This is a genomic window from Sinorhizobium sp. KGO-5, assembly GCF_036245905.1.
Classification (GTDB): Bacteria; Pseudomonadota; Alphaproteobacteria; order Rhizobiales; family Rhizobiaceae; genus Sinorhizobium; species Sinorhizobium meliloti_A.
The window spans coordinates 1,706,611-1,730,196 of the sequence record NZ_BDIZ01000001.1 but is presented as its reverse complement, the minus strand read 5'-3'; the positions used below and the strand labels follow the sequence as shown (position 1 = coordinate 1,730,196).

19 protein-coding genes are annotated in these 23,586 nt (G+C 62.8%); 6 read left to right on the top strand and 13 right to left on the bottom strand.

From position 1 onward, the window contains the following. Window positions 1-15: 15 nt before the first annotated feature. Together BHD07_RS08175 and BHD07_RS08170 are read right to left on the bottom strand one after the other, a co-directional pair. Window positions 16-3,477, bottom strand: a complete 3,462-nt coding sequence (locus tag BHD07_RS08175; protein ID WP_100672191.1) for an ATP-binding protein — start codon at window positions 3,475-3,477, stop codon at window positions 16-18. After that, window positions 3,477-4,769 (bottom strand): metallophosphoesterase family protein, encoded by a 1,293-nt coding sequence (locus tag BHD07_RS08170; RefSeq protein ID WP_100672190.1) that lies wholly within the window; start codon window positions 4,767-4,769, stop codon window positions 3,477-3,479. The genes BHD07_RS08175 and BHD07_RS08170 overlap by 1 nt, the downstream gene beginning before the upstream one ends. Window positions 4,770-5,009: 240 nt before the next feature. Here BHD07_RS08170 and BHD07_RS08165 point away from each other — a divergent pair, with 240 nt between their 5' ends. After that, window positions 5,010-5,483, top strand: a complete 474-nt coding sequence (locus BHD07_RS08165; RefSeq protein ID WP_018094837.1) for a MarR family winged helix-turn-helix transcriptional regulator — start codon at window positions 5,010-5,012, stop codon at window positions 5,481-5,483. A 70-nt stretch (window positions 5,484-5,553) separates the two neighbouring features. Here the strand turns inward: BHD07_RS08165 and BHD07_RS08160 are convergent, their stop codons facing one another. The 7 genes from BHD07_RS08160 to BHD07_RS08130 all read right to left on the bottom strand — a co-directional run bounded on the left by BHD07_RS08160 (window position 5,554) and on the right by BHD07_RS08130 (window position 16,358). Beyond that, the gene (locus tag BHD07_RS08160; protein WP_100672189.1) at window positions 5,554-7,746 is read right to left on the bottom strand and encodes an esterase-like activity of phytase family protein; all 2,193 of its coding nucleotides are present in this window, start codon (window positions 7,744-7,746) and stop codon (window positions 5,554-5,556) included. Window positions 7,747-7,976: 230 nt separating this feature from the next. Continuing rightward, the gene (hupB, locus tag BHD07_RS08155) at window positions 7,977-8,249 is read right to left on the bottom strand and encodes a DNA-binding protein HupB (RefSeq protein ID WP_003531811.1); all 273 of its coding nucleotides are present in this window, start codon (window positions 8,247-8,249) and stop codon (window positions 7,977-7,979) included. 221 nt (window positions 8,250-8,470) lie between these two features. Next, window positions 8,471-10,891, bottom strand: a complete 2,421-nt coding sequence (gene lon / locus BHD07_RS08150; RefSeq protein ID WP_100672188.1) for an endopeptidase La — start codon at window positions 10,889-10,891, stop codon at window positions 8,471-8,473. A 471-nt stretch (window positions 10,892-11,362) separates the two neighbouring features. Beyond that, entirely contained in the window at window positions 11,363-12,640 is a 1,278-nt protein-coding gene (gene clpX, locus BHD07_RS08145) for an ATP-dependent Clp protease ATP-binding subunit ClpX (protein WP_003531807.1), read from the bottom strand. Window positions 12,641-12,933: 293 nt separating this feature from the next. Then, on the bottom strand, window positions 12,934-13,560 hold the full coding sequence (gene clpP / locus BHD07_RS08140) for an ATP-dependent Clp endopeptidase proteolytic subunit ClpP (protein WP_003531805.1): 627 nt from the start codon (window positions 13,558-13,560) through the stop codon (window positions 12,934-12,936). Window positions 13,561-13,836: 276 nt separating this feature from the next. Further along, window positions 13,837-15,393, bottom strand: a complete 1,557-nt coding sequence (locus BHD07_RS08135) for a phospholipase D family protein (RefSeq protein WP_100672186.1) — start codon at window positions 15,391-15,393, stop codon at window positions 13,837-13,839. 107 nt (window positions 15,394-15,500) lie between these two features. Beyond that, window positions 15,501-16,358 carry an endonuclease/exonuclease/phosphatase family protein gene (locus BHD07_RS08130; RefSeq protein ID WP_018094833.1) on the bottom strand — a complete coding sequence of 286 codons (858 nt, stop codon included), beginning with the start codon at window positions 16,356-16,358 and terminating at the stop codon, window positions 15,501-15,503. Window positions 16,359-16,530: 172 nt separating this feature from the next. Between BHD07_RS08130 and BHD07_RS08125 the strand changes: the two genes are divergently transcribed. Then, complete coding sequence (locus BHD07_RS08125) at window positions 16,531-17,778, top strand: cytochrome P450 (protein ID WP_100672185.1); 1,248 nt, start codon at window positions 16,531-16,533, stop codon at window positions 17,776-17,778. A 6-nt stretch (window positions 17,779-17,784) separates the two neighbouring features. Here the strand turns inward: BHD07_RS08125 and BHD07_RS08120 are convergent, their stop codons facing one another. The 3 genes from BHD07_RS08120 to BHD07_RS08110 are packed head-to-tail and all read right to left on the bottom strand — an operon-like array spanning window position 17,785 to window position 19,891. After that, window positions 17,785-18,126, bottom strand: a complete 342-nt coding sequence (locus BHD07_RS08120; protein WP_100672184.1) for a cupin domain-containing protein — start codon at window positions 18,124-18,126, stop codon at window positions 17,785-17,787. A gap of 28 nt (window positions 18,127-18,154) precedes the next feature. Next, window positions 18,155-19,435: an O-acetylhomoserine aminocarboxypropyltransferase gene (locus tag BHD07_RS08115; protein ID WP_100672183.1), complete on the bottom strand. Its 1,281-nt coding sequence runs from the start codon at window positions 19,433-19,435 to the stop codon at window positions 18,155-18,157. A gap of 27 nt (window positions 19,436-19,462) precedes the next feature. Further along, window positions 19,463-19,891, bottom strand: coding sequence for a CoA-binding protein (locus BHD07_RS08110; RefSeq protein ID WP_100672182.1), 429 nt, complete (start codon window positions 19,889-19,891; stop codon window positions 19,463-19,465). A gap of 190 nt (window positions 19,892-20,081) precedes the next feature. Here BHD07_RS08110 and BHD07_RS08105 point away from each other — a divergent pair, with 190 nt between their 5' ends. Next, window positions 20,082-20,918 (top strand): DMT family transporter, encoded by an 837-nt coding sequence (locus tag BHD07_RS08105; protein ID WP_018094828.1) that lies wholly within the window; start codon window positions 20,082-20,084, stop codon window positions 20,916-20,918. A gap of 80 nt (window positions 20,919-20,998) precedes the next feature. Here the strand turns inward: BHD07_RS08105 and BHD07_RS08100 are convergent, their stop codons facing one another. Then, on the bottom strand, window positions 20,999-21,820 hold the full coding sequence (locus tag BHD07_RS08100; RefSeq protein WP_100672181.1) for an enoyl-CoA hydratase: 822 nt from the start codon (window positions 21,818-21,820) through the stop codon (window positions 20,999-21,001). A gap of 172 nt (window positions 21,821-21,992) precedes the next feature. Here BHD07_RS08100 and BHD07_RS08095 point away from each other — a divergent pair, with 172 nt between their 5' ends. From BHD07_RS08095 to rpsI, 3 genes are all read left to right on the top strand, one after another. Further along, complete coding sequence (locus BHD07_RS08095) at window positions 21,993-22,424, top strand: PaaI family thioesterase (protein ID WP_018094826.1); 432 nt, start codon at window positions 21,993-21,995, stop codon at window positions 22,422-22,424. 219 nt (window positions 22,425-22,643) lie between these two features. Beyond that, window positions 22,644-23,108: a 50S ribosomal protein L13 gene (rplM, locus tag BHD07_RS08090; RefSeq protein ID WP_018094825.1), complete on the top strand. Its 465-nt coding sequence runs from the start codon at window positions 22,644-22,646 to the stop codon at window positions 23,106-23,108. Window positions 23,109-23,110: 2 nt separating this feature from the next. Then, window positions 23,111-23,578, top strand: a complete 468-nt coding sequence (gene rpsI, locus BHD07_RS08085; RefSeq protein ID WP_003529231.1) for a 30S ribosomal protein S9 — start codon at window positions 23,111-23,113, stop codon at window positions 23,576-23,578. The last annotated feature ends 8 nt before the right edge of the window (window positions 23,579-23,586 follow it).

Sequence of the window (23,586 nt, the reverse complement as noted above, 5' to 3'; positions counted from 1 at the left end):
CCTTCCGGCAAGCGGCTACAACCGGTGGATCGTCACGCCCGGGCAGGCGCTCCGCGCAATGTCGCAAAGGTGCTCGTGGTGGGTCAGATAGATCACCTGTCCGACATCGGCCATTTCCGCCATCAGCTCGAAGGCGCGGCCGGCGCGGCCGTCGTCGAAGGTTTCCATGATATCGTCGGCGATGAAGGGCAGCGTTTCCCGCGTCGCCGCGACCTCGTGGTACCCGGCGATCCTGAGCGCGAGATAGAGCTGGAAGCGCGTGCCCTTGGAAAGATCGCGGGCGAGCTTCGATCCGCCGGCGGCGGTATTTGCTATGAGGAATTCCTGGCCCTTGTCGGCTTGCGTCGAGAGACCGGAATATTCGCCGCCGCTGATATGCATGAAGGTTCGCGAGGCGCGTTGCATCATGGCGCTGCGGTGGCGCTCGCGAAACAGCCTGAGCGCCTGTTCGGCGGCGATCACGCCCGCGCGCAGCCGGAGATAGCCGATCGCCTTGCTCTCGATGTCGAGAAGCAGCGTGCGGCGCCGCTGTTCGAGCTCCGCCACCCGGTCGCCGCCCTCGACGGCGGCAAGCGCCCTCTCCCGGGTCCTGACGTCGGCGTGCAGCTCGCTGACATCGCGGTCGGCCGCCTCGATCGCCTCCTCCAGCCGCGCCAATTCCAGCCCGAGCTCCCGGTCGTCGAGTTCGGCGAGCAGCGCTTCGGCCTCGGCGGCGCTCGCGACGCCGAGCCGCGCGGCCAGATCGCTTTCCATTTCCGAGCATCGCTGTCGCAGCCGCTGCTCTTCGCGGGTGGCTTCCAGGCAGGCGGCCGCTTCGTCGAGCGTCCCGCAGCCGAAGAAGTCGAGGACCCTCTGCCTGTTGGCGCCGTGAAGTCGCTCCTCGGCGCGCAGCGCGTCGAGGCTCTCCTCCATGCGCTCGATATTGCCCTGAAGCGCCAGACGGCGCTCCTCCTTCTGAAGTGCGGCGGCAACGCGGTCGCGCACCGCGGAAAAGAGCGTGAGGACATCGCCGGCCCGTTCTTCGCCCAGTGCGGCGGCCACGCCGACGACGTTTTCCGTGAAGGCCGCCTGATCCCTGCGCATCCCCGCCACGCGATGATCGAGCTCCGCTTTCTTCTGCATCAGCTTGTCGAGGTTCTGAAGCACGGCGAGCACGGGACCGATTTCCTGTGGCAGCGGGCGCTCCACCTGCCGGGAAAGCCACGTGCCGGCGAGCGCCTCGTCCCATTCCCCGCACCAGGATGCCATCGCAGCCTCCGCGGCCGCAAAAGCGGTCCGCCGCTTTTCGAGCGCCTCCGAGGCGCGTTGGAGCTGCGCCACGGCATTCCGGCAAGCAGTGGATGCGGCCTCGGCTCGGGAGGAGACAAGTTCCGCTACCGCGAGCAAGGCGTCGAGGCGCTCCGGCAGCGCATCGCTCATCCCGAGCCGCGCCAGCTCCGCCCGAAGACTGCAGACCGCCGCCTTCTCTTCGGCGACCGCCCGGTCGCGCTCCTTCAGCGCAGTGCGAAGTTCCATGCGCAATTCGAGCGCGGATGCGCGGGCGGCAAGCCACGCCTCCAACTGGGGCAGCCCCGTTATGCAAGGCAAGCCACAGGCGCGTGCGGCGGCGCCGATCTCGGCGTTCAGCCTCTGCCGCCGCTCCTCCGCGGCTTTCCTTTGCATGTCCAGCGACTGCAGGCGGGCGCGCCGCTCGGTCACGGCAAGCGTCAGGCTGCGTATCTCGGCCACGCGCTCCGCCTGGGCAAGCCGAAGCGCCGTGGTTGCATCATGCTCGTGCAGTGCCGTCTCGAATGCGATCGCCGTCTGCTCGTCCAGACCGGCACGATGCCGCTGCCAGGCGGTATCGCGGTGCCGTCTCAGTTCGCAAACGGTCGCATCGTCCACGACGCCGCCATTGGCCGCAATGGCGGCAAGGCGCGCCTCGTCTCCGGCCTGGCGCTCGCTTTCGTCGGCGATCCTGTCGCCGAGGCGCAAGTCCCGCTCCGCCTCGGCGTGGTCCTCGGCCCGCCACGCTTCCACGATTGGCGGTGCCGGTGCAGGAAGCGCGGCCAGATCGTCGATCGTGCCGGCGAAAGGCCGCAATTCATCCAGTCGGTCGCAAATGGCTGCATCGAGCCGGTCGATCTCTCGTGCCGATGACTGCTGGCGCAACAGGCAGTCGCTCTGCCGGAGGAGATGCACGCGTTCGGCGAGGAACGCCGGGTCGGCCGCCCCCTCCTTCAGCCGGGCAACTTCGCGCTCGGCGTCGCCGTGGTTCCCTTCCGCGGTTTCCATCTCCTCGCGCGCCGCTGCCAGCCTTTCCGAAAGGCTTGCGTGCCGGCGCACCAGATCCTGCAGACGGACGGCGCGCGCCGCCGGCAGCAGGAGCGAGGCCAGGTCGGGATTGCCCGCCTCGCCGAGGCGGATCAGACAGGCATCGATCTCGGCGGCCGTCTTCGCCAGTTCCTCCAGACGAGCCGGCATGTCGCGGTCCGCCGTGAGATAGCGGGCTTCCAGTGCGCCTTCGCGCAGAGCCCCGAACCGTTCCGCGATCGCCAGCGCCTGCTCGTCGCGAGGCAGCCCGGCAAGCTCTTCGCGCCGCCGGGTGAGTTCCTCGTGCAATTGCCGGAGCCGCGCCGCGATTTCCGCATCGCTGCGGCGAAGAACCGGCAATTCCTCCTGCCACTCGGCCGGCGGCACCGGCAATGGGTCCCGCCCGGCAAGCTCCTGCCGCACGCCGCGAAGCCGCGCGAGAAGCGGCAGGGCGTCGCGCTGAGCCCGCATCCGGTCCCGGTCGGCACGCAACTCGTTGCGCTGTCTCGCCGCTGCCTCGTGGCGTTCGCGCATGCTCGCCAGGGCCTTGCGCAGTGCTGCATATTCGCGTGCATTCACGTCGACCGCGTTCCGCTCCGCCTTCAGCGCGTCGAGCTCCGCCTTCAGTTCGGCGAGCTGGTGCTTGCGCGCCTGCGGGCGGAAGAAAGAATCCGCTTCGGCTCGAAGCCCGGCAAGCACGGCGGTGCTGTCCGGCAAACCGGAACTCGCGGAAAACAGGAGAGACCCCAGCTCGCCCTCGCTCTTCAGTATGGCTTCCCCGCCCTCTTCGATGCTGTCGTCGTCGAGCGAGAACATCGTGCTGTAGGTTGCCCGGTCGATCGAACCGAGGGCTGTGGAAAACAGGCCATCGGGCAGCGGCTGCTCGTCGGGGCCGATCAGGCTGTTGGCGTTGCGCTTGATGCGGTAGGCGTGATGCAGGCGGTTACCGGCCGCGACGATGCCGCCGATCCGCATCGTCTGATAGGGATGCAGGAAGCCGTAGGGGCTCGAACGTTCGATGCCGAAGACGAGGTCGAGGAAGCCGGAAAAGAGGGTCGACTTGCCGGCTTCGTTCGGGCCGTAGATGAGGTGAAAATCCGGCTCGCCCAGCCTCGCCTCGCCGAAATCGAGATGCCGCTCCGTGAATTTTCCGTAGCGGACGAGCTCCAGTCGCTGAAGCCGCATCAGTCGATGTCTCCGGCACCGGCACGGCCGTGAAGATGCGCCAGCACATCCGCACTCCCCGCAAGTGCTGCCTCCAGCGCCAGCCGCTCCAGCGCCTCCTCGTTGCTCGCCAGCACCTGCCTGAGTTCAGGCGGCAATTGCTGCAGGAGCTCCTTGGCAACTCCGCTCAGCTCGCCGCGAAAGCCGAAGGAGGGCAGAACGTCGTTTTCGACCAGTGCCGCCAGTTCGCCGACCGGGTCGGCCGCACTTTGCTCCGCATTGCCGATTGCCTGGCAGCCCAGTTCCGTCTTCTCGATCCAGCATCCGCCGATCCCGGCCGCGATGTTGACGATCTCCGCTTCCAGGAGATCCGCGTCGCGCCTGAGGCGCCAGGCAAGCGGCGTCGCGCCGGTCAGCATCAAGCGCAGGATCAGATTGTCCGCCGCCATGTTCTTTCGAAGGCGGATCAATTCACGGCCCACCGCATCCAGCATGTCGCGCCAGTCCGCAATCGCGCTCACGTCGATCTCATGTCGCTCGAACGCGGCGGTGCCGGTCGGCCGGTCATCCAGTGCAACCAGCCCCTCATCGTCGATCGTCACGATCGTGACGCCCTTCGTCCCCGCTTCGTTGATGTCTCGGCCCTGCGGCATGCCGGGCATGACGATGCAGGGCTTTTCGCAGTGCACCTGCCGCTGATGGACATGACCGAGCGCCCAATAATCGAAACCGTGCCGCTGAAGCTCGGCCACGCTGCAGGGCGCGTAAGGGTCGTGGGCCGCGGATCCGGAGAGGCTGGTATGCAGCATGCCGATATTGATGCCGCCGGCGACCGGCGGATGGAACTGGGGCAGCAGGCTTTCCGGCGCGTGCGGATCGGCAAAGCTCACGCCGTGGATGTGCACCGTGCGGCCGTTCGCAAGCGTCTTGACATGTACCGCCCTGCTCCGGCCGGCAAATACATGCACCGATGACGGCAGGGTGAGTTCGCGCGTCACCTGCGACTGGGCATCATGATTGCCGCGAATGATGAACGTCCGGATGCCGGCCTCGTCCAGCCGACGAAGCTCGGCCGCCAGGAAGAGCGCCGTGTTCATGGAGGTCTGGCTGCCGTCATAGAGATCGCCGGCGATCAAAAGCGCATCGACCCTTTCGGCAATGCAGAGATCGACGATGCGGACGAGCGCATCGCGCGTCGCGCTTCGAACGAGGCCGGCAAGCTCCGCATTTCGGAGTGCCAGGCTGCGCAAGGGCGAATCGAGATGGAGGTCTGCGGTGTGAACAAATCTGAAGGGCATGGCCGGGCGGACCATGACCCGGCGCCGCCGCTTTCGTCAATGGCAGCAGGACCGGGTATCCACGGAATGCTTGAACGCGGGCAGCGTTACACAACTCTTCGCTTCGCAAACAACGGCATCGCGACCAGGGCGCGTTTCTTGTCGCCGCCGGTCATTCCCAAGTTTTAGGTGGTTTTGGTCGACAAATGCGGCAATTGTGACTATCAATAATGTCACTGCCATTTCACATGGCCCCTCATAATAACTCATAAGGTCATGAAGAAGACATTCGAGGTTTCCGATAAGCTGTTCGAGCTCTACCATCGCGTTCATCGTCTGGTGAACGAGTCCATGACGGAGGAAGGCGTATCGCTTGCCAGGAGCAAGTTCCTGTTCTTCCTGAGCAAGCTCGGACCCTGTCGGTCTACCGACATAGCCTGTGCGCTGAATTTCGCTCCGCGAACAGTGACCGAGGCGATCGACGGACTGGAACGCGACCGTCTGGTGATGAGAAAACCCGACCCCGAGGATCGCCGCGCAAAGATCGTCTCCATAACAGAGACCGGCCGGGCCGTTCTTCAGGCTGCAGAACATCCGCGCAAGCAGCTCATCGAAGAGATCTTTTCGGCGCTCGATGACGAGCAACTGGACCAGTTGTACGATATCGTCAGCAAACTCGTCGAGAAAACCGACGATATCCGCAAGCGCAAGGAAGAAGCGGAAGCGACGGAGATAGCCGTCGCGCGCTGAACGCCGTGTCAAGAATCAGGAGGCCGGGACATCATGTCCCGGCCTCTTTCGTTTTCTCCGTATCGGACGCTTACATGGCGTCCATCGCGCCTATGGAGAAGAACAGCGTTTCGCCGGAGGAGTCGTCGACGCCGTCATTGTCGGTGACGACATAGCCGTTGCCGGCCGCGTCGATTGCAAAGCCTTCGACCTTGTCGACGACATAGCCGTTCAGCGACTGCAGGTCCGGAATGAGGTCGCGCACCTCTTCCTTGTTCACGACAGGCAGTGCCCCGCCGAGTGCCGCGGGTTTCATATCCGCGAGCGCGACGCGGTAGAGCTTCTTGAGCTTGGCGGCTTCGCCGACCAGATTGTCACGCTCGAGGATATAGGCGTAGGCTCCATGAACGGAAATTTCCGACAGGCCGACCCAGCCTTCCTCCGCCTTTTCAAGCGGATAGCGCACGGCGCCCCATTCCTTGCTCGACGGCTTGTAGGAGACGAGCTTGACGAAGCCCTTCTCGTCATCCTTCCATTCGCGCTGCACAGCCATCCAGAGAACCTGGTCGTCCCCTTCGCCCACGACGGCGATGCCTTCGAAGCCGTAGCGGATCTCGCTGGCGCGCAACTCCTCCGGTAGTGCGATCTCCTGCTTGATCTCGCCCTTCCTGTTCACATGCAGCAGCGCATGGCTGTAGAGCTTGTCGGAGTTGCCTTCCGAAGCGAGCCAGAAGCCGCCTTCGCCGTCAGTGGCGATGCCTTCGACGTCGAGCTTCTGGGCGGGAGCGCCGTCACGGGTGACCGGCAGGGCTTCCGTGATCAAAGCGGGCTTCTGCGTAGCGTCGATCGTGAAGATGGTCGGCTGCGACGAGTAGACTGAATCATTGACCGCATGCAGGAAGCCGGGCTTGTCGGCAGCGGCAAGGCCGGAAAGCGCCCCGAAGCCGATGGGTAGCCCGTCCTTCTCCACGGAACGGATCTGCGGATAGGCAGCCTCCCCTTCCCCGCGCTCGTAGATCATGACATGCGCCCGCGCCCCGCCGTCTTCGACGAGATCGACCTCGTTGGCGGTTGCAAACAGGTTGCGCCCCGGGATGGCGACAGCGCCCTCGGGGGAAACGCCGGAGGGCAGAAGCTGCACGAGCTCCGGTTCGCCGCCCGTATCCTTATAGACGCCGACGATCGAGGCCCGTTCGGAAAGAACGAAGAAAAGCTTGTCTTCGCCGAATTGCGCCATTTCCAGCCCTTCCGGCTCGACGCCCTTCGCCGAAGAACGCTTTTCCGGATAGTGGCCGATCGACGCGACAGCGTGTTCGAAGGCTGCTCCCGACTCGTAGAGGACCTTCCCGGTCGTGTCGAAGATCGTGAAGCCGCGGCTCCCGCCCTCATAATCGCCCTCATTGGCGACGACCAGGCGATCGTCGTCGAGCCACTTGATCGCATCGGGCTCGCGCTTGCGGCCCGCCTGCTCGCCGGTGAAGGCGATGGAGCCGTCACGCTTTGTATCGATACCTTCGAGATCGACCGTGCCCGCAGGGAAATGCGTCTTCACGGTTGCGGACTTACCGTCGATGATGACGATGTGGTTGTTCTCCTGGAGGGTGAGCGCAATCTCGTCCCTGCCGTTGAAGGCTACGAATTCCGGCTCGGGATCGTCGCCGGCGACCTCGGCGAGACCGGTCAGCGTCACATGTTTGATGGTCGCGCAATCGGCCGCCCCGTCCTCCAGCGACAGGATCACGAGGTCGCCTGCAGGCATCTGAGGGATCTGCCCGTCATTGACGTCCTCGTCGCGCTCGTTCTCGATCGCGATTGCGGCAAGCGTCCGATCCTTGTTCACGGCCACCGAGTCCGGCTGGCCACCGAGATCGCAGGTGGCATCCACCTCCCTGCCGGCAATGTCGACCACGGCGAGCACGCCGGAAGGCTTGGTAAAGCTTTCGCTCGTGTTGACGGCAACGAGCGCTTTGGCACCGGCCACCGCAACCGAAGTCGGCTCCCCGCCGAAAGAGACGATACCGCCTGCCTCAGGCGCCCTGGCGTCGGTGATGTCGATGAAACCGATGCGTTTGCCGGGACTGTCGGAATAGATCAGCGTATTGCCGTCTTCGCTTGCGGTGATGATTTCGGCCGATGTCGGGGCGTTCCGCTCGGCTCCCTCGGGCAAATTCGTGGCCACCGCAAAGGATGCGATGCGATTGAATACCTGTTCGGCCTGAACGACCGATGCCGTCGATGCGGCAAGTGCCGCGGCCAATGCCGTGGTGATGGAAATTGCTTTCATCTGTCCCTCCTTGTCGCGGCACGCCGTTGCGCTACCGCGTGCGTCCGAAAACGTCGGACGGGAGGCTTTTGCAACTGTCCTGTAACAGCCGGATGACAGGGAAAGCCGGAATGAAAAGAGGCCCGGATGACCGGGCCCCAATCAACCTGCCGAATGCCGCCTGGGCGGTATCGCGACAGATGGAACATGAACCAGTAGCGGACGGAGGCACCCGCCGCTCCATCGGTAAATTAGTTGACGGCGTCCTTGAGGCCCTTGCCGGCCGTGAACTTCGGCACGTTGCGTGCCGGGATGTCAACTTCCGCACCCGTCGACGGGTTGCGGCCCTTGCTGGCTTCGCGGCGCGATACGGAGAAATTGCCGAATCCGACGAGGCGGATGTCGCCGCCGTTCTTCAGTTCGCCCTGAATGGTCTCAAAAACTGCATCAACGGCAGAAGACGCATCTGCCTTCGAGAGTCCGGCCTTGTCGGCTACGGCAGCCACGAGCTCATTTTTGTTCATGTTTCCACCCCTTTCATGCTGGTTCGAAACGACTGTCTTCTTAAGGCGGGGCTGCGAAAGCAATGCCCACGTCTTGCCATTCCCAATTGCGCCTAATCCCTTGGAATGCAAGGGTTGCAGCGTGCTTTTACAACAAAAAAGACCGGCAGAACGCCGGTCTTCCTTGTTTTTCTGGCCGAAGGGCGCAAGCGGGACACACTTGTCACCCTATCTGCACTGCCTCAGTGGGCAATCGAAGTGCCCGCTTCGTCCTGCGAATCAACGGACGGCAGGGCGGCCGGCTGGCTTGCCGGGTCCCATTCGATGGGCTCCGGAAGCCGCAGCAACGCGTGCTCGATCACCTCGCCCATCCGCGAAACGGGGATGATCTCGAGGCTGTTCTTGACGTTGTCGGGGATGTCGGCGAGGTCCTTGGCGTTCTCCTCGGGGATCAGCACCTTCTTGATGCCGCCGCGCAGAGCTGCCAGCAACTTCTCCTTCAAACCGCCGATCGGCAGCACGCGTCCACGCAGGGTGATTTCACCGGTCATCGCCACGTCCTTGGAGATGGGGATACCGGTCATCACCGACACGATCGCCGTCGCCATTGCGACACCGGCGGACGGGCCGTCCTTCGGGGTCGCGCCCTCCGGCACGTGGACGTGAATGTCGCGCTTGTCGAACAGCGGCGGCTCGATGCCGAAATCGATCGCGCGCGAGCGGACATAGGATGCCGCCGCCGAAATGGATTCCTTCATCACGTCACGCAGGTTGCCGGTAACCGTCATGCGGCCCTTGCCGGGCATCATCACGCCTTCGATCGTCAGCAGTTCGCCGCCGACCTCAGTCCAGGCAAGACCGGTGACCACCCCGACCTGATCGTCACGCTCGGCTTCGCCGTGGCGGAAGCGCGGCACACCGAGATAGTCGTGGATGTTCTCGGCCGTCACTTCGACCTTCTTGGTCTTGCCCTTGAGGATCTCCGTCACCGCCTTGCGCGCCAGCTTCATCAGCTCGCGCTCGAAGTTGCGGACGCCCGCTTCTCGCGTGTAGTTCTGGATGACCGCCATAAGAGCGCCATCCGTGACGGAGAACTCGTTCGTCTGGAGCGCATGGTCGCGGATCGCCTTCGGCAGCAGGTGCCGCTTGGCAATTTCCCGCTTTTCGTCTTCGGTATAGCCGGCAATGCGGATGACTTCCATGCGGTCCATCAGCGGCGGCGGAATGTTGAGCGTGTTCGCCGTGGTGATGAACATCACGTTGGAGAGGTCGTATTCCACCTCCAGGTAGTGATCCATGAACGTCGAGTTCTGTTCCGGATCGAGCACCTCCAGAAGCGCCGAAGACGGATCGCCACGGAAGTCCTGGCCCATCTTGTCGATCTCGTCGAGCAGGAAGAGCGGGTTGGACTTCTTCGCCTTCTTCATCGACTGGACGACCTTACCCGGCATGGAGCCGATATAGGTCCGCCGATGGCCGCGAATTTCGGCCTCGTCCCGAACGCCGCCCAGCGCCATGCGGATATATTCGCGGCCGGTCGCCTTTGCGATCGACTTGGCGAGCGACGTCTTGCCGACGCCGGGAGGGCCGACGAGGCACAGGATCGGCCCCTTGATCTTGGACGAACGGGCCTGCACCGCCAGATATTCGACGATGCGTTCCTTTACCTTGTCCAGACCGAAGTGATCGGTATCCAGCACCTTTTCGGCATGGTTGAGATCGGTCTTGATCTTCGACTTCTTGCCCCAGGGCAGGCCCAGCAGCCAGTCGAGATAGTTGCGCACGACCGTCGCTTCCGCCGACATCGGGCTCATCTGGCGCAGCTTCTTCAGCTCCGCATCGGCCTTTTCACGGGCTTCCTTGGAGAGCTTCGTCTTGGAGATGCGCTCTTCGAGTTCGGCCATCTCGTCACGGCCGTCCTCGCTGTCGCCGAGCTCCTTCTGAATCGCCTTCATCTGCTCATTCAGGTAGTACTCGCGCTGCGTCTTCTCCATCTGGCGCTTGACGCGCGAACGGATGCGCTTTTCGACCTGAAGAACCGAGATCTCGCCTTCCATGAAGCCGAGCGCCTTTTCGAGGCGCATCTTCACGCTCGTCGTCTCCAGCATTTCCTGCTTTTCGACGATCTTGATCGACAGATGGGATGCGACGGTATCGGCGAGCTTCGAGTAGTCTTCGATCTGGCTCGCGACGCCGACGACTTCCGGCGAAATCTTCTTGTTGAGCTTCACATAGCTTTCGAATTCGGAAACGACCGAACGGCTCAGCGCCTCGATCTCGACCGGATCCTCGTCCGGTTCGGGCAGCGCATGGGCCACGGCCTCGTAGAAATCGTCACGCGGCGTATAGCGATCGATCTCGGCACGCGACCGTCCTTCGACCAGAACCTTCACGGTTCCGTCGGGGAGCTTCAGAAGCTGCAGCACGTTTGCAATCGTGCCGACTTTGTAAATGGCGGCGGGTTCCGGATCGTCATCCGTAGCGTTGATCTGGGTCACGAGCATGATCTGCTTGTCGGTACCCATGACCTCTTCGAGTGCACGGATCGACTTCTCCCGGCCGACGAAGAGCGGCACGATCATGTGGGGGAAGACCACGATGTCACGCAGCGGCAGAACCGGATAGGTCGCGCTTTCAGTCGCCGGAGACGTTTTGTTCGTCATATCATTTCCTTTCCGTCCCGATGTTCGGGCCCGTTTCCGGGAGCCTCTGCGGCACTCCCGGCTATCACATTTCGTACATGAAAGTGGAGTGCAAGAGAGGCCTTTTCAAGGTACGGCGCAATCCCCGCCTTCATGGATAATCCCCGACCTTTAAGCTCGGATGCTGTTGCAGACCTTGCGAGCTGCCCGGATATCGCGGCCTGCAAATGCGCATCCATTGAATCTGCGCATCATCGCGTTGTTGCGGCACTTTAGCAACAATCGATTAGTGCGATCACCATGATTTTGAACTGAAACATTCGAGGGAACGGGCCCGAACGGCGGCTGCAGAGCCGTCCTAGAAAATGCCGGTTCCGGACCGCTTCGCCGGCACGATCGCAACGGCGTCACATGAAAAAGCCCCCACGCGGGGGGCTCTTCAAACAATCGTGAGCGGCGAGCGCGCCCGATAGAACGCGCTGCGCTTGAGGCTCAAGCCGAAACGTTGGTCTTCTCCTCGGAACGCTCCGAGTAGATATAGAGCGGCCGCGCCGTTCCCTTGACGACCTCGTCCGAAATGACGACTTCGCGAACGCCTTCCAGCGTCGGCAGTTCGAACATGGTGTCGAGCAGGATCTTCTCCATGATCGAACGCAGGCCGCGTGCGCCGGTCTTGCGGACGATGGCACGGCGGGCGATCTCACGCAGCGCGTCCTCGTGGAAGTTCAGTTCGACGTCTTCCATTTCGAAAAGCCGCTGATACTGCTTGACCAGAGCGTTCTTCGGCTCCGACAGGATCTGGATCAGCGCATCCTCGTCGAGATCCTCGAGCGTCGCCAGAACCGGCAAGCGCCCGATGAATTCCGGGATCAGGCCGAACTTCACCAGATCTTCCGGTTCGAGCTCGCGCAGCACCTCGCCGACGCGCCGGTCTTCCGGAGCGCGCACCGTCGCGCCGAAGCCGATCGACGTCTTCTCTCCGCGGGCGGAGATGATCTTGTCGAGGCCCGCAAAAGCGCCGCCGCAGATGAAGAGGATATTCGTCGTATCCACCTGCAGGAACTCCTGCTGCGGATGCTTGCGGCCGCCCTGGGGCGGGACCGATGCGACGGTACCTTCCATGATCTTGAGAAGCGCCTGCTGCACGCCCTCGCCCGAAACGTCGCGCGTGATCGACGGGTTGTCGGACTTACGGGAAATCTTGTCGACCTCATCGATGTAGACGATGCCGCGCTGGGCGCGCTCGACGTTGTAATCGGCCGCCTGCAGGAGCTTGAGGATGATGTTCTCGACGTCCTCACCGACATAGCCGGCCTCGGTCAGCGTCGTCGCGTCCGCCATCGTGAAGGGAACGTCGATGATGCGAGCGAGCGTCTGCGCCAGATAGGTCTTGCCGCAGCCGGTCGGCCCGACCAGCATGATGTTCGACTTCGCCAGCTCCACGTCGCTGCTCTTTGCCGCATGGGCAAGGCGCTTGTAGTGGTTATGCACGGCGACCGACAGGATACGCTTGGCCTGCTGCTGGCCGATGACGTATTCGTCGAGGACCTTGATGATCTCCTGCGGCGTCGGAACGCCGTCGCGGGACTTGACCATCGAGGTCTTGTTCTCTTCGCGGATGATGTCCATGCAGAGTTCGACGCATTCATCGCAGATGAACACGGTCGGTCCGGCAATCAACTTGCGGACTTCATGCTGGCTCTTGCCGCAAAACGAACAATAGAGAGTATTCTTCGAGTCACCGCCGTTGCTACCGCTGACCTTGCTCATTTCCACTTCCTTCCAGCACGCCGGACACCTTCGGAAAGATATCACGGACACTCAGTTCGCCTTGCACGTCGGCTCCAGGCGCCGCCCAAGGCTCTTGGGAGTACTCACCGTCCCGGGCGGAGGCCCGATCACCGGTTGCAACGACTCTCCCCATCAAATCCGAATGCTATGCTCCTTGTTCCAACATAGCATTAAGGATTCATATTAACGGCTTTGCCCCTTGGATAAAGCCCCTTCGCCATTACAAATGTGTCACAATTACATCTGTGGCGACACAAAGCCCGTGTTCGAACCTATTCCATGCCCTCGACCGCATCGCGCGACGTGATCACCTTGTCGATCAAACCCCAGTCGAGCGCCTCGTCCGCGCTCATGAAATGGTCGCGGTCGAGCGTCTGCTCGACTTCTTCGTAGGTGCGGCCGCAATGCTTGACGTAAACCTCGTTCAACCGGCGCTTCATCTTGAGAATGTCGCGTGCATGCCGTTCGATGTCGGACGCCTGACCCTGGAACCCACCGGAGGGCTGGTGGACCATGATGCGCGAATTGGGCGTTGCGAAGCGCATGTCCTTGTGACCGGCGGCAAGCAGCAGCGAGCCCATCGACGCCGCCTGACCGATGCAGAGCGTCGAGACCGCCGGCTTGATGAACTGCATGGTGTCGTAGATCGCCATGCCCGCTGTCACGACACCGCCCGGAGAGTTGATGTAGAGAGCGACTTCCTTCTTCGGGTTTTCCGCCTCGAGGAACAGCAACTGTGCGCAGACCAGCGTCGCCATGTGGTCTTCGACAGGCCCCGTCAGGAAGATGATGCGCTCCTTGAGCAGTCGCGAATAGATATCGTAGGATCGCTCGCCGCGATTGGTCTGCTCAACAACCATCGGCACCAGCGCCATGGCCGTATCAACTGGATTTCTCATATCGAACCTTCATCAATCGGGACCGCATCCCTTCGCGGACCGGAATCATCGGATAAGCCTCAGACCTTACATAGAGTGTCAATGCCCTTCACTTCAAGACGCGAACATTCGATAAACTGAATAGTCGCGGGCCCGGGGTCCAGAGCTTTTTATCGGCGTGGCGGATTGGCGGTAGAACAATTTTCCAATTCTTGGTGCCGTCGCGCATGCCCCCGGGCGCCTTCCTCACAGGCATTCGCAGGAGCGCGGTAAACGACTGGTAAATTCCGACGCCTTTCAAAGCTGGGACTCCAACGGCAGAAAGCGGATCACGCCGGCGATCAGCCGGCGGAGGATGCTTGCGTCCGGCTCGCGCCGCAGCAGCCGCAGGGAGCCGTTCGTCCGGTCCCGCCACGCGGGCCTGCCGTCCTTAAGCATCAGGCGATAGCTTCGCTCCGGCGCCGTTTCCTCGTCGAAGATCGACTGAAGCTCGGCGGCGAGCGCCTCGTCGGAGAAGACGATGCCCATCTCGGTGTTGAGCGACGCGGAACGCGGATCGAAATTCATGGAGCCAACATAACCGCACAGGCCGTCGACGACGAAGGCCTTGGTGTGGAGGCTCGCGTTTCGCGCTCCGAACAGCGACATACGGTGACGATCGAAGAAATCGCCGCGCTCCTTGAGCTCGTAAAGCTCGACACCGCCGTCAAGCAGGCCTTTGCGATACTTCACGTAGCCGCCATGCACCGCCGCGACGTCGGTTGCGGCGAGCGAATTCGTCAGCACCGCCACCCTCGCGCCCTTTCCCGCGAGCAGCGCCAGCACGCGCGTCCCCGCTGCGCCGGGGACGAAGTAAGGCGAGATGATCCGCAGATCACGCCTGGCGCCCTTGATCAGCGGGAACAGTTCGCGCAACAGCCAGTTCTGCCGCTTCTGCATCAGCGCCTTTTCCGGCGGGTCGAACGCCATGCGCATATCCGCGCTGCGATGGAGGGTCCGGCTCCCCCAATAGGGGCCGGGACCCGCGTCTGCGACCCTTTCGAGGTAGAAGCGCGCGGCCGCCGTGCACGCCAGCGCGTCCAGCGCCTCTCTCAGCGCCGGAAGGTACTGCTTGCGCGGCGTCCTGAGCGCGGCGATCGGCAGCACCGACGTGCTGTTCCAGTAGAGATCGAACATGGCCGTCGCCTGGTCGACGACCGGCCCCGCCATCCAGACGTCGAGGTCACGGAAGTTCGACAGTTCGGCCGCATCGAAATAGGCATCGCCGATATTGCGCCCACCGGATATCGCCAGCCGGCCATCGGCAACCCACAGCTTGTTGTGCATCCGGCGCGTCGCACTGAAGGCCCGTATCGCCATTTCGAACCCGCGGCGGAAGCGGTCCGTTCGTGCCCGGCTTGGATTGAAGAGCCGCACGTCGACATTCGGATGTGCGTCGAGCGAAATGCAGAGACGATCATGGATGCCTGCATTGATATCATCGAGCAGCAGGCGGACGCGAACGCCGCGGTCGGCCGCCCGGATGATCTCGCGCGTCAGCAGAAACCCCGTCAGGTCGTCCTTCCAGTAGTAGTATTGCAGGTCCAGGCTGCGCCCCGCCCGGCGGGCCGAAAGCGCCCGCGCAACGAAGGCTTCGATGTTATCGGAAATGAGCGCGACCACGCTCTCGCCGGGTTGGGCGGCACCCAGCAGCGGGCCAAGGTGCCGATCGATGCCCGTCTCGTCTCCGCCGATGGGGAGCGCGAATGATGGTTCGATCCGCGGCCTGCGACCAAACCAGCCGTAAACGTAGAGGACCGCGACCAGGAAGAGCCCGCAGAGCGCTACGAGAAAAAGTGCAATCCACGACAACATCAGACGCTGCCCTGCCGCATGTTTCACCGGAGCCGATCAAGGATGAAACATGCGGAAACCAAACTACGACGGCGACCACTGCGCCCTCCATGGCGCGTGCGACACCGCTATCCCTGCCCCGCATCGGCCAATCGGGCTTCCTCACCTTCGGGGCCGTCCTTCTGGACAACCTTGAGATCGATCGAGGCCTTGACGGGCAGATGGTCCGAAGCCACTCGCGCCAGGGGCGTGTCGTGCACGGCCACCGAGGTGACAAGATGATGCGGATTGCCGAGCACCCGGTCGAGCGGCAGCAGCGGAAAGCGCGAGGGAAAGCTGGCAACGGCTGAATGCGACGGGTCGAATATCGGACTGAGGAAGCTGAGCGAGGAGCGCTTGCCCATGCGCCATTCGTTGAGGTCGCCGATCAGCAGCGTCGGACGGCCGGCGCCGTCCGCCGTCGCCTTCAAAAGCGATTCCGCCTGGCGCGCCCGGGAATGACGCAGCAGACCCAGGTGAGCGGCGATCACCCGCAAGGGACCCGCCTTCAGGTCGAGATCGACGACGAGGGCGCCGCGCGGCTCGACGCCCGGCAATTTCAGCTGCCGCACGTCGGAAACCGCACCCTCACGGATAAGCAGGACGTTGCCATGCCATCCGTGGCCCTTCTCGCTGAAAGGCGAAATCGGAACGGAGACAAGATGCGCCTCACGGCGCAGGTGCTCGAGATCGAGGAGCCCCGCGCGCTCGCCGAATCTCTGGTCGGCCTCCTGAAGCGCGACGATATCCGCACCGATCTCGGCGATGACCTGCGCAATTCGCGGCGGGTCGAAGCGCCCGTCGGTGCCGACGCATTTGTGGATATTATAGGAAGCGATCACGATGTCGCCGCGGTTCACGGCGGCATCACGGTTGACGACCGTCGGCCGCCGCTTTCGTATCGCTGCCATGATGCCCGCGGATAGATTGCCTTGCGTCTTTGCCATGCCGCTCCCTGCTTGCTGCCGCATCATGCTCAAATAGGTCGGGCGGTGCTACCGGAAAAGTAGCTAGCGGCGATGTTGTTCCTTCCAGTGCCAAAGGCACTTGCAGTCAGCACGCATCGCGCAATAGAGATGCGGATCGCCATCCGATTGCAGCATTCGAAGAGTCGATATCATGTCCATCGCCCCCGGTATCACCATCGACGGCCCCGCCCGGCGCGTCTCCCTGGACGTCCGCAACCCCCGCTTCTTCCGCAATCCGCTGCCGGCCTACGCGGCACTCCATGCGCAATGTCCGGCCTTTTTCTGGGAGGAACCACAGCAGTGGTTCTTTGCGGGCTACGAGCAGGTGAACAGTCTATTGCGCGACCGCCGCTTCGGCCGGCAGATCCTGCATGTCGCCACCCGGGAAGAACTCGGCATGCCGGAGCCGAAACCGCATCTGAAGGCTTTCGATGCGCTGGAGGAACACTCGCTGCTCGAACTGGAGCCGCCGGCCCATACGCGGCTGCGCACGCTCGTCAATCGCGCCTTCGTCTCCCGTCAGATCGAACAGCTCAGGCCGGAAATCGAGGCGCTCTCGCATGCGGTGATCGACGGCTTCGAGAAGGATGGTCAGACCGAGCTGTTGAAGACCTATGCCGAGACGATCCCGGTCACCATCATCGCGCGGATGCTCGGCATCCCGGTCGAAGCGGCGCCGCGTCTGCTCGACTGGTCGCACCGCATGGTGAAGATGTACGTGTTCAATCCCAGCCTGGAAACGGAGTTCGACGCCAACCAAGCATCGGCGGAGTTCGCCGACTACCTGAAGGGAATCATAGCGGAGAAGCGGGCAAACCCCGCCGACGACCTGCTCACGCATATGATCACCTCGGAAAAAGACGGCGAGCGCCTGTCGGATGCGGAGCTGATTTCGACCACGGTCCTCCTTCTGAATGCGGGCCACGAGGCGACGGTTCATCAGATCGGCAATGCCGTGCACACGATCCTGCAGTCCGGCCTCTCCCCCACCGAGCTTTTTTCGGACGAGAAGGCAACGGAGCGCACGGTGGAAGAGTGTCTGCGCTTCGCCGCGCCCTTGCATATCTTTCAGCGCTACGCGCTCATGGATATCGAGCTGGAGGACGGCATCGCCCTCAGGAAGGGGGACAAGATCGGCCTGATGCTGGGGGCGGCGAACGTCGATCCGCGCAAATTCTCCTCTCCCGATACGTTCAGGCCGGATCGCAACGAAGGCGCCAACGTCTCGTTCGGCGCCGGCCTGCATTTCTGCATCGGCGCACCGCTGGCACGGCTGGAGCTGCAGATTTCCCTGCCGATCCTGTTCCGGCGGCTTCCCGGAATGCGGCTCAAGAACGAGCCGCCGGTCAAGGACGCGTTCCACTTTCATGGTCTGGAGCGGCTCGATCTGGTCTGGTGAGCGGCGTCAGACGCGGATCACGTAGTCCTTGCGAGTCGTTTCAACGACTTCCCAGGTTCCCTTGAAGCCGGGTCTCAACACCAGGCTGTCGCCGACTTCGAGATGAAGGGGCTCCCCGCCCTCTTCGGTCACGATGGAATGACCGGAAAGGATGTGGAAATATTCCCACTCGTCATAGACGATCCGCCACTTGCCGGGCGTGGCTTCCCATATGCCCGCATAGAGCCCGCCGGCCTCCTCGATATTCCAGGTGCGAAATTCCGGATTTCCAGAAATCAGCCTGTCGGGCGCCGGCGCCCCGATCTCAGCCTCGACGCAAGACGGATCGAATTTCAGCATATGGCCCATAAGAAGCCTCCACGTCCTGCCGTGCCTCTCAGGCCTTCCCCAGCGCCTGTTCCAGATCGGCAATGATGTCGGCCACGTCCTCGATGCCGACCGACAACCGGATGACGTCGGGTCCGGCGCCTGCGGCGACCTGCTGCTCCGGCGTGAGCTGCCGGTGCGTGGTCGAGGCGGGGTGGATCACGAGCGAACGCGTGTCGCCGATATTGGCAAGATGGGAGAACATTTCCAGTGCCTCGACAAAGCGCTTTCCCGCCTCGTATCCGCCCGCGAGCCCGAACGTGAAAACGGCTCCCGCCCCCTTCGGCGAGTAGCGCTTCTGCAGCGCGTGGTTCGGATCGCCTTCGAGCCCGGAATAGCGGACCCAGGACACCTTCTCATGCCCCTTCAGCCATTTGGCGACCTCCAGCGCGTTGTCGCAATGGCGCTGCATCCTCAGCGGCAGCGTCTCGACGCCAGTCTGAATAAGGAAGGCGTTGAAGGGCGAAATCGCCGGACCGAAATCCCTCAGACCCAGTACCCGCGCGGCGATGGCGAAGGCGAAGTTGCCGAAGACCTGGTGCAGGACGATGCCGCCATATTCCGGCCTGGGCTCCGACAGCAGCGGATACTTGCCGGATTTCGACCAGTCGAACGTACCGCCGTCGACGATGATCCCGCCCATCGAATTGCCATGACCGCCGATGAACTTGGTGAGCGAATGGACGACGATGTCGGCGCCGTGTTCGAGCGGCCGCATCAGATAGGGCGTCGCCATCGTATTGTCGACGATGAGCGGCAGTCCATGCCGCCGCGCGACGTCTGCGATCGCGGCTATATCGACGAAGGTGCCGCCCGGATTGGCGAGGCTTTCGATGAAGATCGCCTTGGTGCGTTCGTCGATCTGCGCATCGAAGCTTTCGGGCTCCGCCGAATCGGCCCAACGGACCTGCCAGTCGAAGGCCTTGAAGGCATGGCCGAACTGATTTGCCGACCCGCCGTAAAGCTGTCTGGCGGAAACGAAATTGTCACCCGGCCTCATGATCGTATGGAAAACCAGCAGCTGGGCCGCATGCCCCGAGGAAACGGCCAGGCCGGCGGTCCCGCCTTCGAGCGCCGCGATCCGCTCCTCCAGTACCGCCTGGGTCGGGTTCATGATGCGGGTATAGATATTGCCGAATTGCTGAAGGCCGAAAAGTGCCGCCGCATGATCGGTGTCGTTGAAGACGAAGCTGGTCGTCTGGTAGATCGGCGTCGCCCGCGCGCCGGTCGTCGGGTCCGGCTGGGCCCCGGCGTGGATTGCAAGCGTGCTGAACCCGGGTCCGGATTTCATCGTCGTTCCTCCCTCATTTATTAACGATCAACCGATCAGTCGCGGATATTCGATTGCCGGGCAGCGGTCCATGACGACCTTGATGCCTGCGGCCTCGGCCTTGGCCGCAGCTGCATCGTCGCGGACGGACAGTTGTCCCCAGATAACCTTGGGCAGGGCCGGCAGCGACAGGATCTCGTCGACGAGCGCAGGCAAGGCCGAAGCCGCACGGAAGACGTCGACCATGTCGATCGCCTCCCCTATATCCGCGAGGCGCGCTACAACCGGCTGGTCGAGAATCGCACCGCCCGCATGGCCGGGATTGACCGGAATGACGCGGTATCCCTTGCGCAGAAGAAAGGCCATGACGCGATAGCTCGGCCGCTCCGGCTTCGGCGAAGCGCCGACGAGCGCGATGGTCTTCGTCTCGCGCAGGATGTCGGCAAGATAATAATCCGGGTAGGCATCGTGGTGCATGCTTGTTGTCCGCGCATGTTTATCATGCGGAGCGATAGTTGGCGTGGAGCGGCCGCGAGTCAACCAAGGCACCTTCCCCGGCCATGCATTTGCACCGTTTCGTTGCGATCGGTCTGTAATTCCGGTTGCATTTCGGCAAATGCGAGCCCACAACCGGCTTTCCCGCCCAATCACCCCGCCGAGGTTCATCTTGCCGCCGGACGTCATTGCGCTCGTACTTCTCGGAGCGCTGCTGCACGCGACCTGGAACGCGCTCGTCAAGGCCGGCACGGAAAAATCGCTCGACGCCGCCATGGTGTCGCTTGGCGGCGCGGTCGTGGCGCTCCCCTTCCTGCCCTTCCTCCCGATGCCCGGTTCCGAGGCCGTGCCCTACATTCTGGTTTCGGCACTTTTCCAGTTCGCCTATTTCCAGCTGGTCGCAGCCGCTTACCGCGCAGGCGACATCGGGCTGGTCTATCCCTTGATGCGCGGCGTCGCTCCTCTTCTCGTCGCGGCGACGAGCAGCCTCGTCATCGGCGAGAAACTGAGCGGCGGCGCGATGGCCGGCATCATGACGATCTCCGCGGGCGTGCTCACGCTCGCCTTCGAATCCCGCAAGGGCGGCAGGCACGCCATCGTTCTGGCACTGCTCAATGCCTGCGTGATCGCGAGCTATACCTATGTCGACGGGATAGGCGCCCGCATTTCCGGCAATGCCATATCCTACACGCTCTGGATGGCATTGCTGCCGCCGGTCCTGCTCTTCGGCTGGGCCTTCGCCCGGCGCGGCGTCAAGCCGGTCGCGCGGCATGTGAGCCGTCACTGGTGGCGCGGGCTTGTCGGCGGCGCCGGATCGATCGGCTCCTATGGCCTTGCGCTCTGGGCGATGACGAAAGCCCCGGTCGCCACCGTCGCCGCCCTCCGCGAAACGGCGATCCTGTTCGCCGTCGTCATCTCCGTCGTGTTCCTCGGAGAGCGCGTCAGCGCCTGGCGCATCATCGCCGCCTGCATCATCGCACTCGGTGCCTTGCTCCTCAGGCTCGCCTGAGGCCCAGGACCTAAAGCGCGTCGCGCTCGTTACTGCATGTCGTTATCCCAAAACCGCTGCACACTTTTGGGCGACATGCACTATTCCTCTTTCCATTCCGGCATGCGCTTGCCGAGAAAGGCACCGATACCTTCCTCGGCATCGCGGGCGAGCATGTTCTCGACCATCACGCCGACAGCGAAGTCGTAGGCGTCGGCAAGCGGCATTTCCGTCTGACGGTAGAAAGCCTCCTTGCCGATCTTCAGCGCCTGCGGCGACTTCGAGGCAATGATCGATGCATATTTGTCGATGACCTGGCGCAGATATTGCTGTGGGACGATGCGGTTGACGAGACCGAACTCCTTCGCTGTCCCGGCATCGATCGTCTCACCGGTCAAAAGCATCTCCATCGCCTGTTTGCGATGGGCAGCGCGCGTCAGGGCGACCATCGGCGTAGAACAGAAAAGACCGATATTCACGCCGGGGGTGCAGAAGGTCGACGTGTCGGTGCAGATCGCGAGATCGCAACTGGCGACCAGCTGGCACCCGGCGGCGGTCGCAAGGCCGTCGATTTCGGCGATGACCGCCTGCGGCAGCCTGGTGATCGTCAGCATGACTTCGGCTGCGAGGCGAATCGTTCGCTCGAAGAACGCCCGGCCACCGTCGGCGTCGGCCCTGTGGGCGGTCATTTCCTTGAGATCGTGGCCGGCGGAGAAGAGCTTCCCGGTCGCCGCGATGACGACGACCTTGATCTCCTTCGAGACGGCCGCTTCTTCGAGTGCCGCCAGCAGTGCTTCCATCAGGGCGATCGAAAGCACATTTGCCGGGGGATTGTTGAGGGTAAGCCGCAGGACCGGGCCATCGAACTCGCGCAGCAAGGGTCCGTTCGACTCTTCTTTCCTGAATGAAACGACGTCCGCCATGGCTCTCTCCCATATCGAAGTTCGTGTCGTGGTACGCCGCCGTCGCCGCTCTTTCAACCCCGCGCTCCCGACTGACCTATGACTGCCTTAGACCAATTTCCCGCTTGCACGGCGCGCTCCAGGACGTTTTGTAACGGGTGCAACCGAGGCAAGTAACACGGGAGAGAACGCGATGACCCTGCAGCCGGTCATGACCGTCGAGGAGCTCAACCGCTTTCTCGACACCGATTTTCCGCAGGTCCACACCGACGGAAAGGTCTTCGCGGTGACCGAGACCGGACCGGGCTTCGCCACGATGCGGCTCGACCCCAACGAGCGCCACATCCGTCCGGGCGGTACGGTCTCGGGCCCGACGCTCTTCGCGCTGGCGGACGTGTCGGCCTATATCGCGCTCATCGCGCATATCGGTCCGGTCGCGCTTGCCGTCACCACCAGCCTCAACATCAACTTCCTGCGCAAGCCGGAACCGGAACCACTCGAATGTACCTGCCGGATTCTCAAACTCGGCAAACGGCTGGCCGTTCTCGACGCCTCGATAAAGACGGTAGCAAGTCCCGATTTGATCGCGCATGCGACGGCGACCTATTCGATTCCGCCCCGTTGAAGTGTGGTATAATAATACCACACTGGTAACTATCTGAATTCGCTTCATCTTCTTTCACGACGCACGGAAAGTCGGCCTTGACCTTGATGGCGAGCTTACTTATAAGCTGCCCCAGATCGCGGTCCGATTGGGCCGCCTTCTTTTTTGCCCTCATCGAGGTCAAAGCAAGCAACAAGAAACGCCCGGCTTCGTTCCGGGTCCAAACGAAAGAGTTTAGATATGGCAACCTTCGTTCAGAAGCCTGCAGAGGTGGAGAAGAAGTGGATCATCATCGACGCCGAAGGCCTCGTTGTCGGTCGCCTCGCTTCCCTTATCGCAAACCGCCTGCGCGGCAAGCATAAAGCCACCTACACGCCGCATGTCGACGACGGCGACAACGTCATCGTCATCAATGCAGAGAAGGCCGTCCTCACCGGCAAGAAGTACACCGACAAGAAGTACTACTGGCACACCGGTTACCCCGGCGGCATCAAGGAGCGCACCGCGCGCCAGATCATCGAAGGTCGCTTCCCGGAGCGCGTCATCGAGAAGGCCGTCGAGCGCATGGTTCCGCGCGGCCCGCTCGGCCGTCGCCAGATGAAGAACCTGCGTGTCTACGCCGGTTCGAACCACCCGCATGAAGCACAGCAGCCGGCCGTCCTCGACGTTGCCAAGCTGAACAGCAAGAACACAAGGAGCGCCTGATAATGGCTGACCTTTCCGCTCTCAAGGAAATCGCCACGACCGCGGAACCGGCTGCTCCGGTTCACGTCAAGAAAGTCGACGCCCAGGGCCGCTCCTATGCGACCGGCAAGCGCAAGGACGCCGTCGCCCGCGTTTGGATCAAGGCCGGTTCCGGCAAGATCACCATCAACGGCAAGCCTTTCTCGGACTACTTCGCCCGTCCAGTTCTGCAGATGATCCTGCAGCAGCCGGTCGTCGCGGCAGCCCGTGACGGCCAGTTCGACATCGACGCGACCGTTGCCGGCGGCGGCCTTTCCGGCCAGGCCGGTGCCGTTCGTCACGGCATTTCCAAGGCCCTCACCTACTTCGAACCGGGCCTGCGTCCCGTTCTGAAGCGCGGCGGCTTCCTCACCCGCGACAGCCGCGTGGTCGAGCGCAAGAAGTACGGTCGTGCCAAGGCACGTCGTTCGTTCCAGTTCTCCAAGCGCTAATCGCTTGC

What these genes read in the sequence shown, in the direction of transcription:
- BHD07_RS08175 (WP_100672191.1), bottom strand. Translation starts at nt 3,477, where the DNA reads ATGCGGCTTCAGCGACTGGAGCTCGTCCGCTACGGAAAATTCACGGAG.
- BHD07_RS08170 (WP_100672190.1), bottom strand. Translation starts at nt 4,769, where the DNA reads ATGGTCCGCCCGGCCATGCCCTTCAGATTTGTTCACACCGCAGACCTC.
- BHD07_RS08165 (WP_018094837.1), top strand. Translation starts at nt 5,010, where the DNA reads ATGAAGAAGACATTCGAGGTTTCCGATAAGCTGTTCGAGCTCTACCAT.
- BHD07_RS08160 (WP_100672189.1), bottom strand. Translation starts at nt 7,746, where the DNA reads ATGAAAGCAATTTCCATCACCACGGCATTGGCCGCGGCACTTGCCGCA.
- hupB (WP_003531811.1), bottom strand. Translation starts at nt 8,249, where the DNA reads ATGAACAAAAATGAGCTCGTGGCTGCCGTAGCCGACAAGGCCGGACTC.
- lon (WP_100672188.1), bottom strand. Translation starts at nt 10,891, where the DNA reads ATGACGAACAAAACGTCTCCGGCGACTGAAAGCGCGACCTATCCGGTT.
- clpX (WP_003531807.1), bottom strand. Translation starts at nt 12,640, where the DNA reads ATGAGCAAGGTCAGCGGTAGCAACGGCGGTGACTCGAAGAATACTCTC.
- clpP (WP_003531805.1), bottom strand. Translation starts at nt 13,560, where the DNA reads ATGAGAAATCCAGTTGATACGGCCATGGCGCTGGTGCCGATGGTTGTT.
- BHD07_RS08135 (WP_100672186.1), bottom strand. Translation starts at nt 15,393, where the DNA reads ATGTTGTCGTGGATTGCACTTTTTCTCGTAGCGCTCTGCGGGCTCTTC.
- BHD07_RS08130 (WP_018094833.1), bottom strand. Translation starts at nt 16,358, where the DNA reads ATGGCAAAGACGCAAGGCAATCTATCCGCGGGCATCATGGCAGCGATA.
- BHD07_RS08125 (WP_100672185.1), top strand. Translation starts at nt 16,531, where the DNA reads ATGTCCATCGCCCCCGGTATCACCATCGACGGCCCCGCCCGGCGCGTC.
- BHD07_RS08120 (WP_100672184.1), bottom strand. Translation starts at nt 18,126, where the DNA reads ATGGGCCATATGCTGAAATTCGATCCGTCTTGCGTCGAGGCTGAGATC.
- BHD07_RS08115 (WP_100672183.1), bottom strand. Translation starts at nt 19,435, where the DNA reads ATGAAATCCGGACCCGGGTTCAGCACGCTTGCAATCCACGCCGGGGCC.
- BHD07_RS08110 (WP_100672182.1), bottom strand. Translation starts at nt 19,891, where the DNA reads ATGCACCACGATGCCTACCCGGATTATTATCTTGCCGACATCCTGCGC.
- BHD07_RS08100 (WP_100672181.1), bottom strand. Translation starts at nt 21,820, where the DNA reads ATGGCGGACGTCGTTTCATTCAGGAAAGAAGAGTCGAACGGACCCTTG.
- BHD07_RS08095 (WP_018094826.1), top strand. Translation starts at nt 21,993, where the DNA reads ATGACCCTGCAGCCGGTCATGACCGTCGAGGAGCTCAACCGCTTTCTC.
- rplM (WP_018094825.1), top strand. Translation starts at nt 22,644, where the DNA reads ATGGCAACCTTCGTTCAGAAGCCTGCAGAGGTGGAGAAGAAGTGGATC.
- rpsI (WP_003529231.1), top strand. Translation starts at nt 23,111, where the DNA reads ATGGCTGACCTTTCCGCTCTCAAGGAAATCGCCACGACCGCGGAACCG.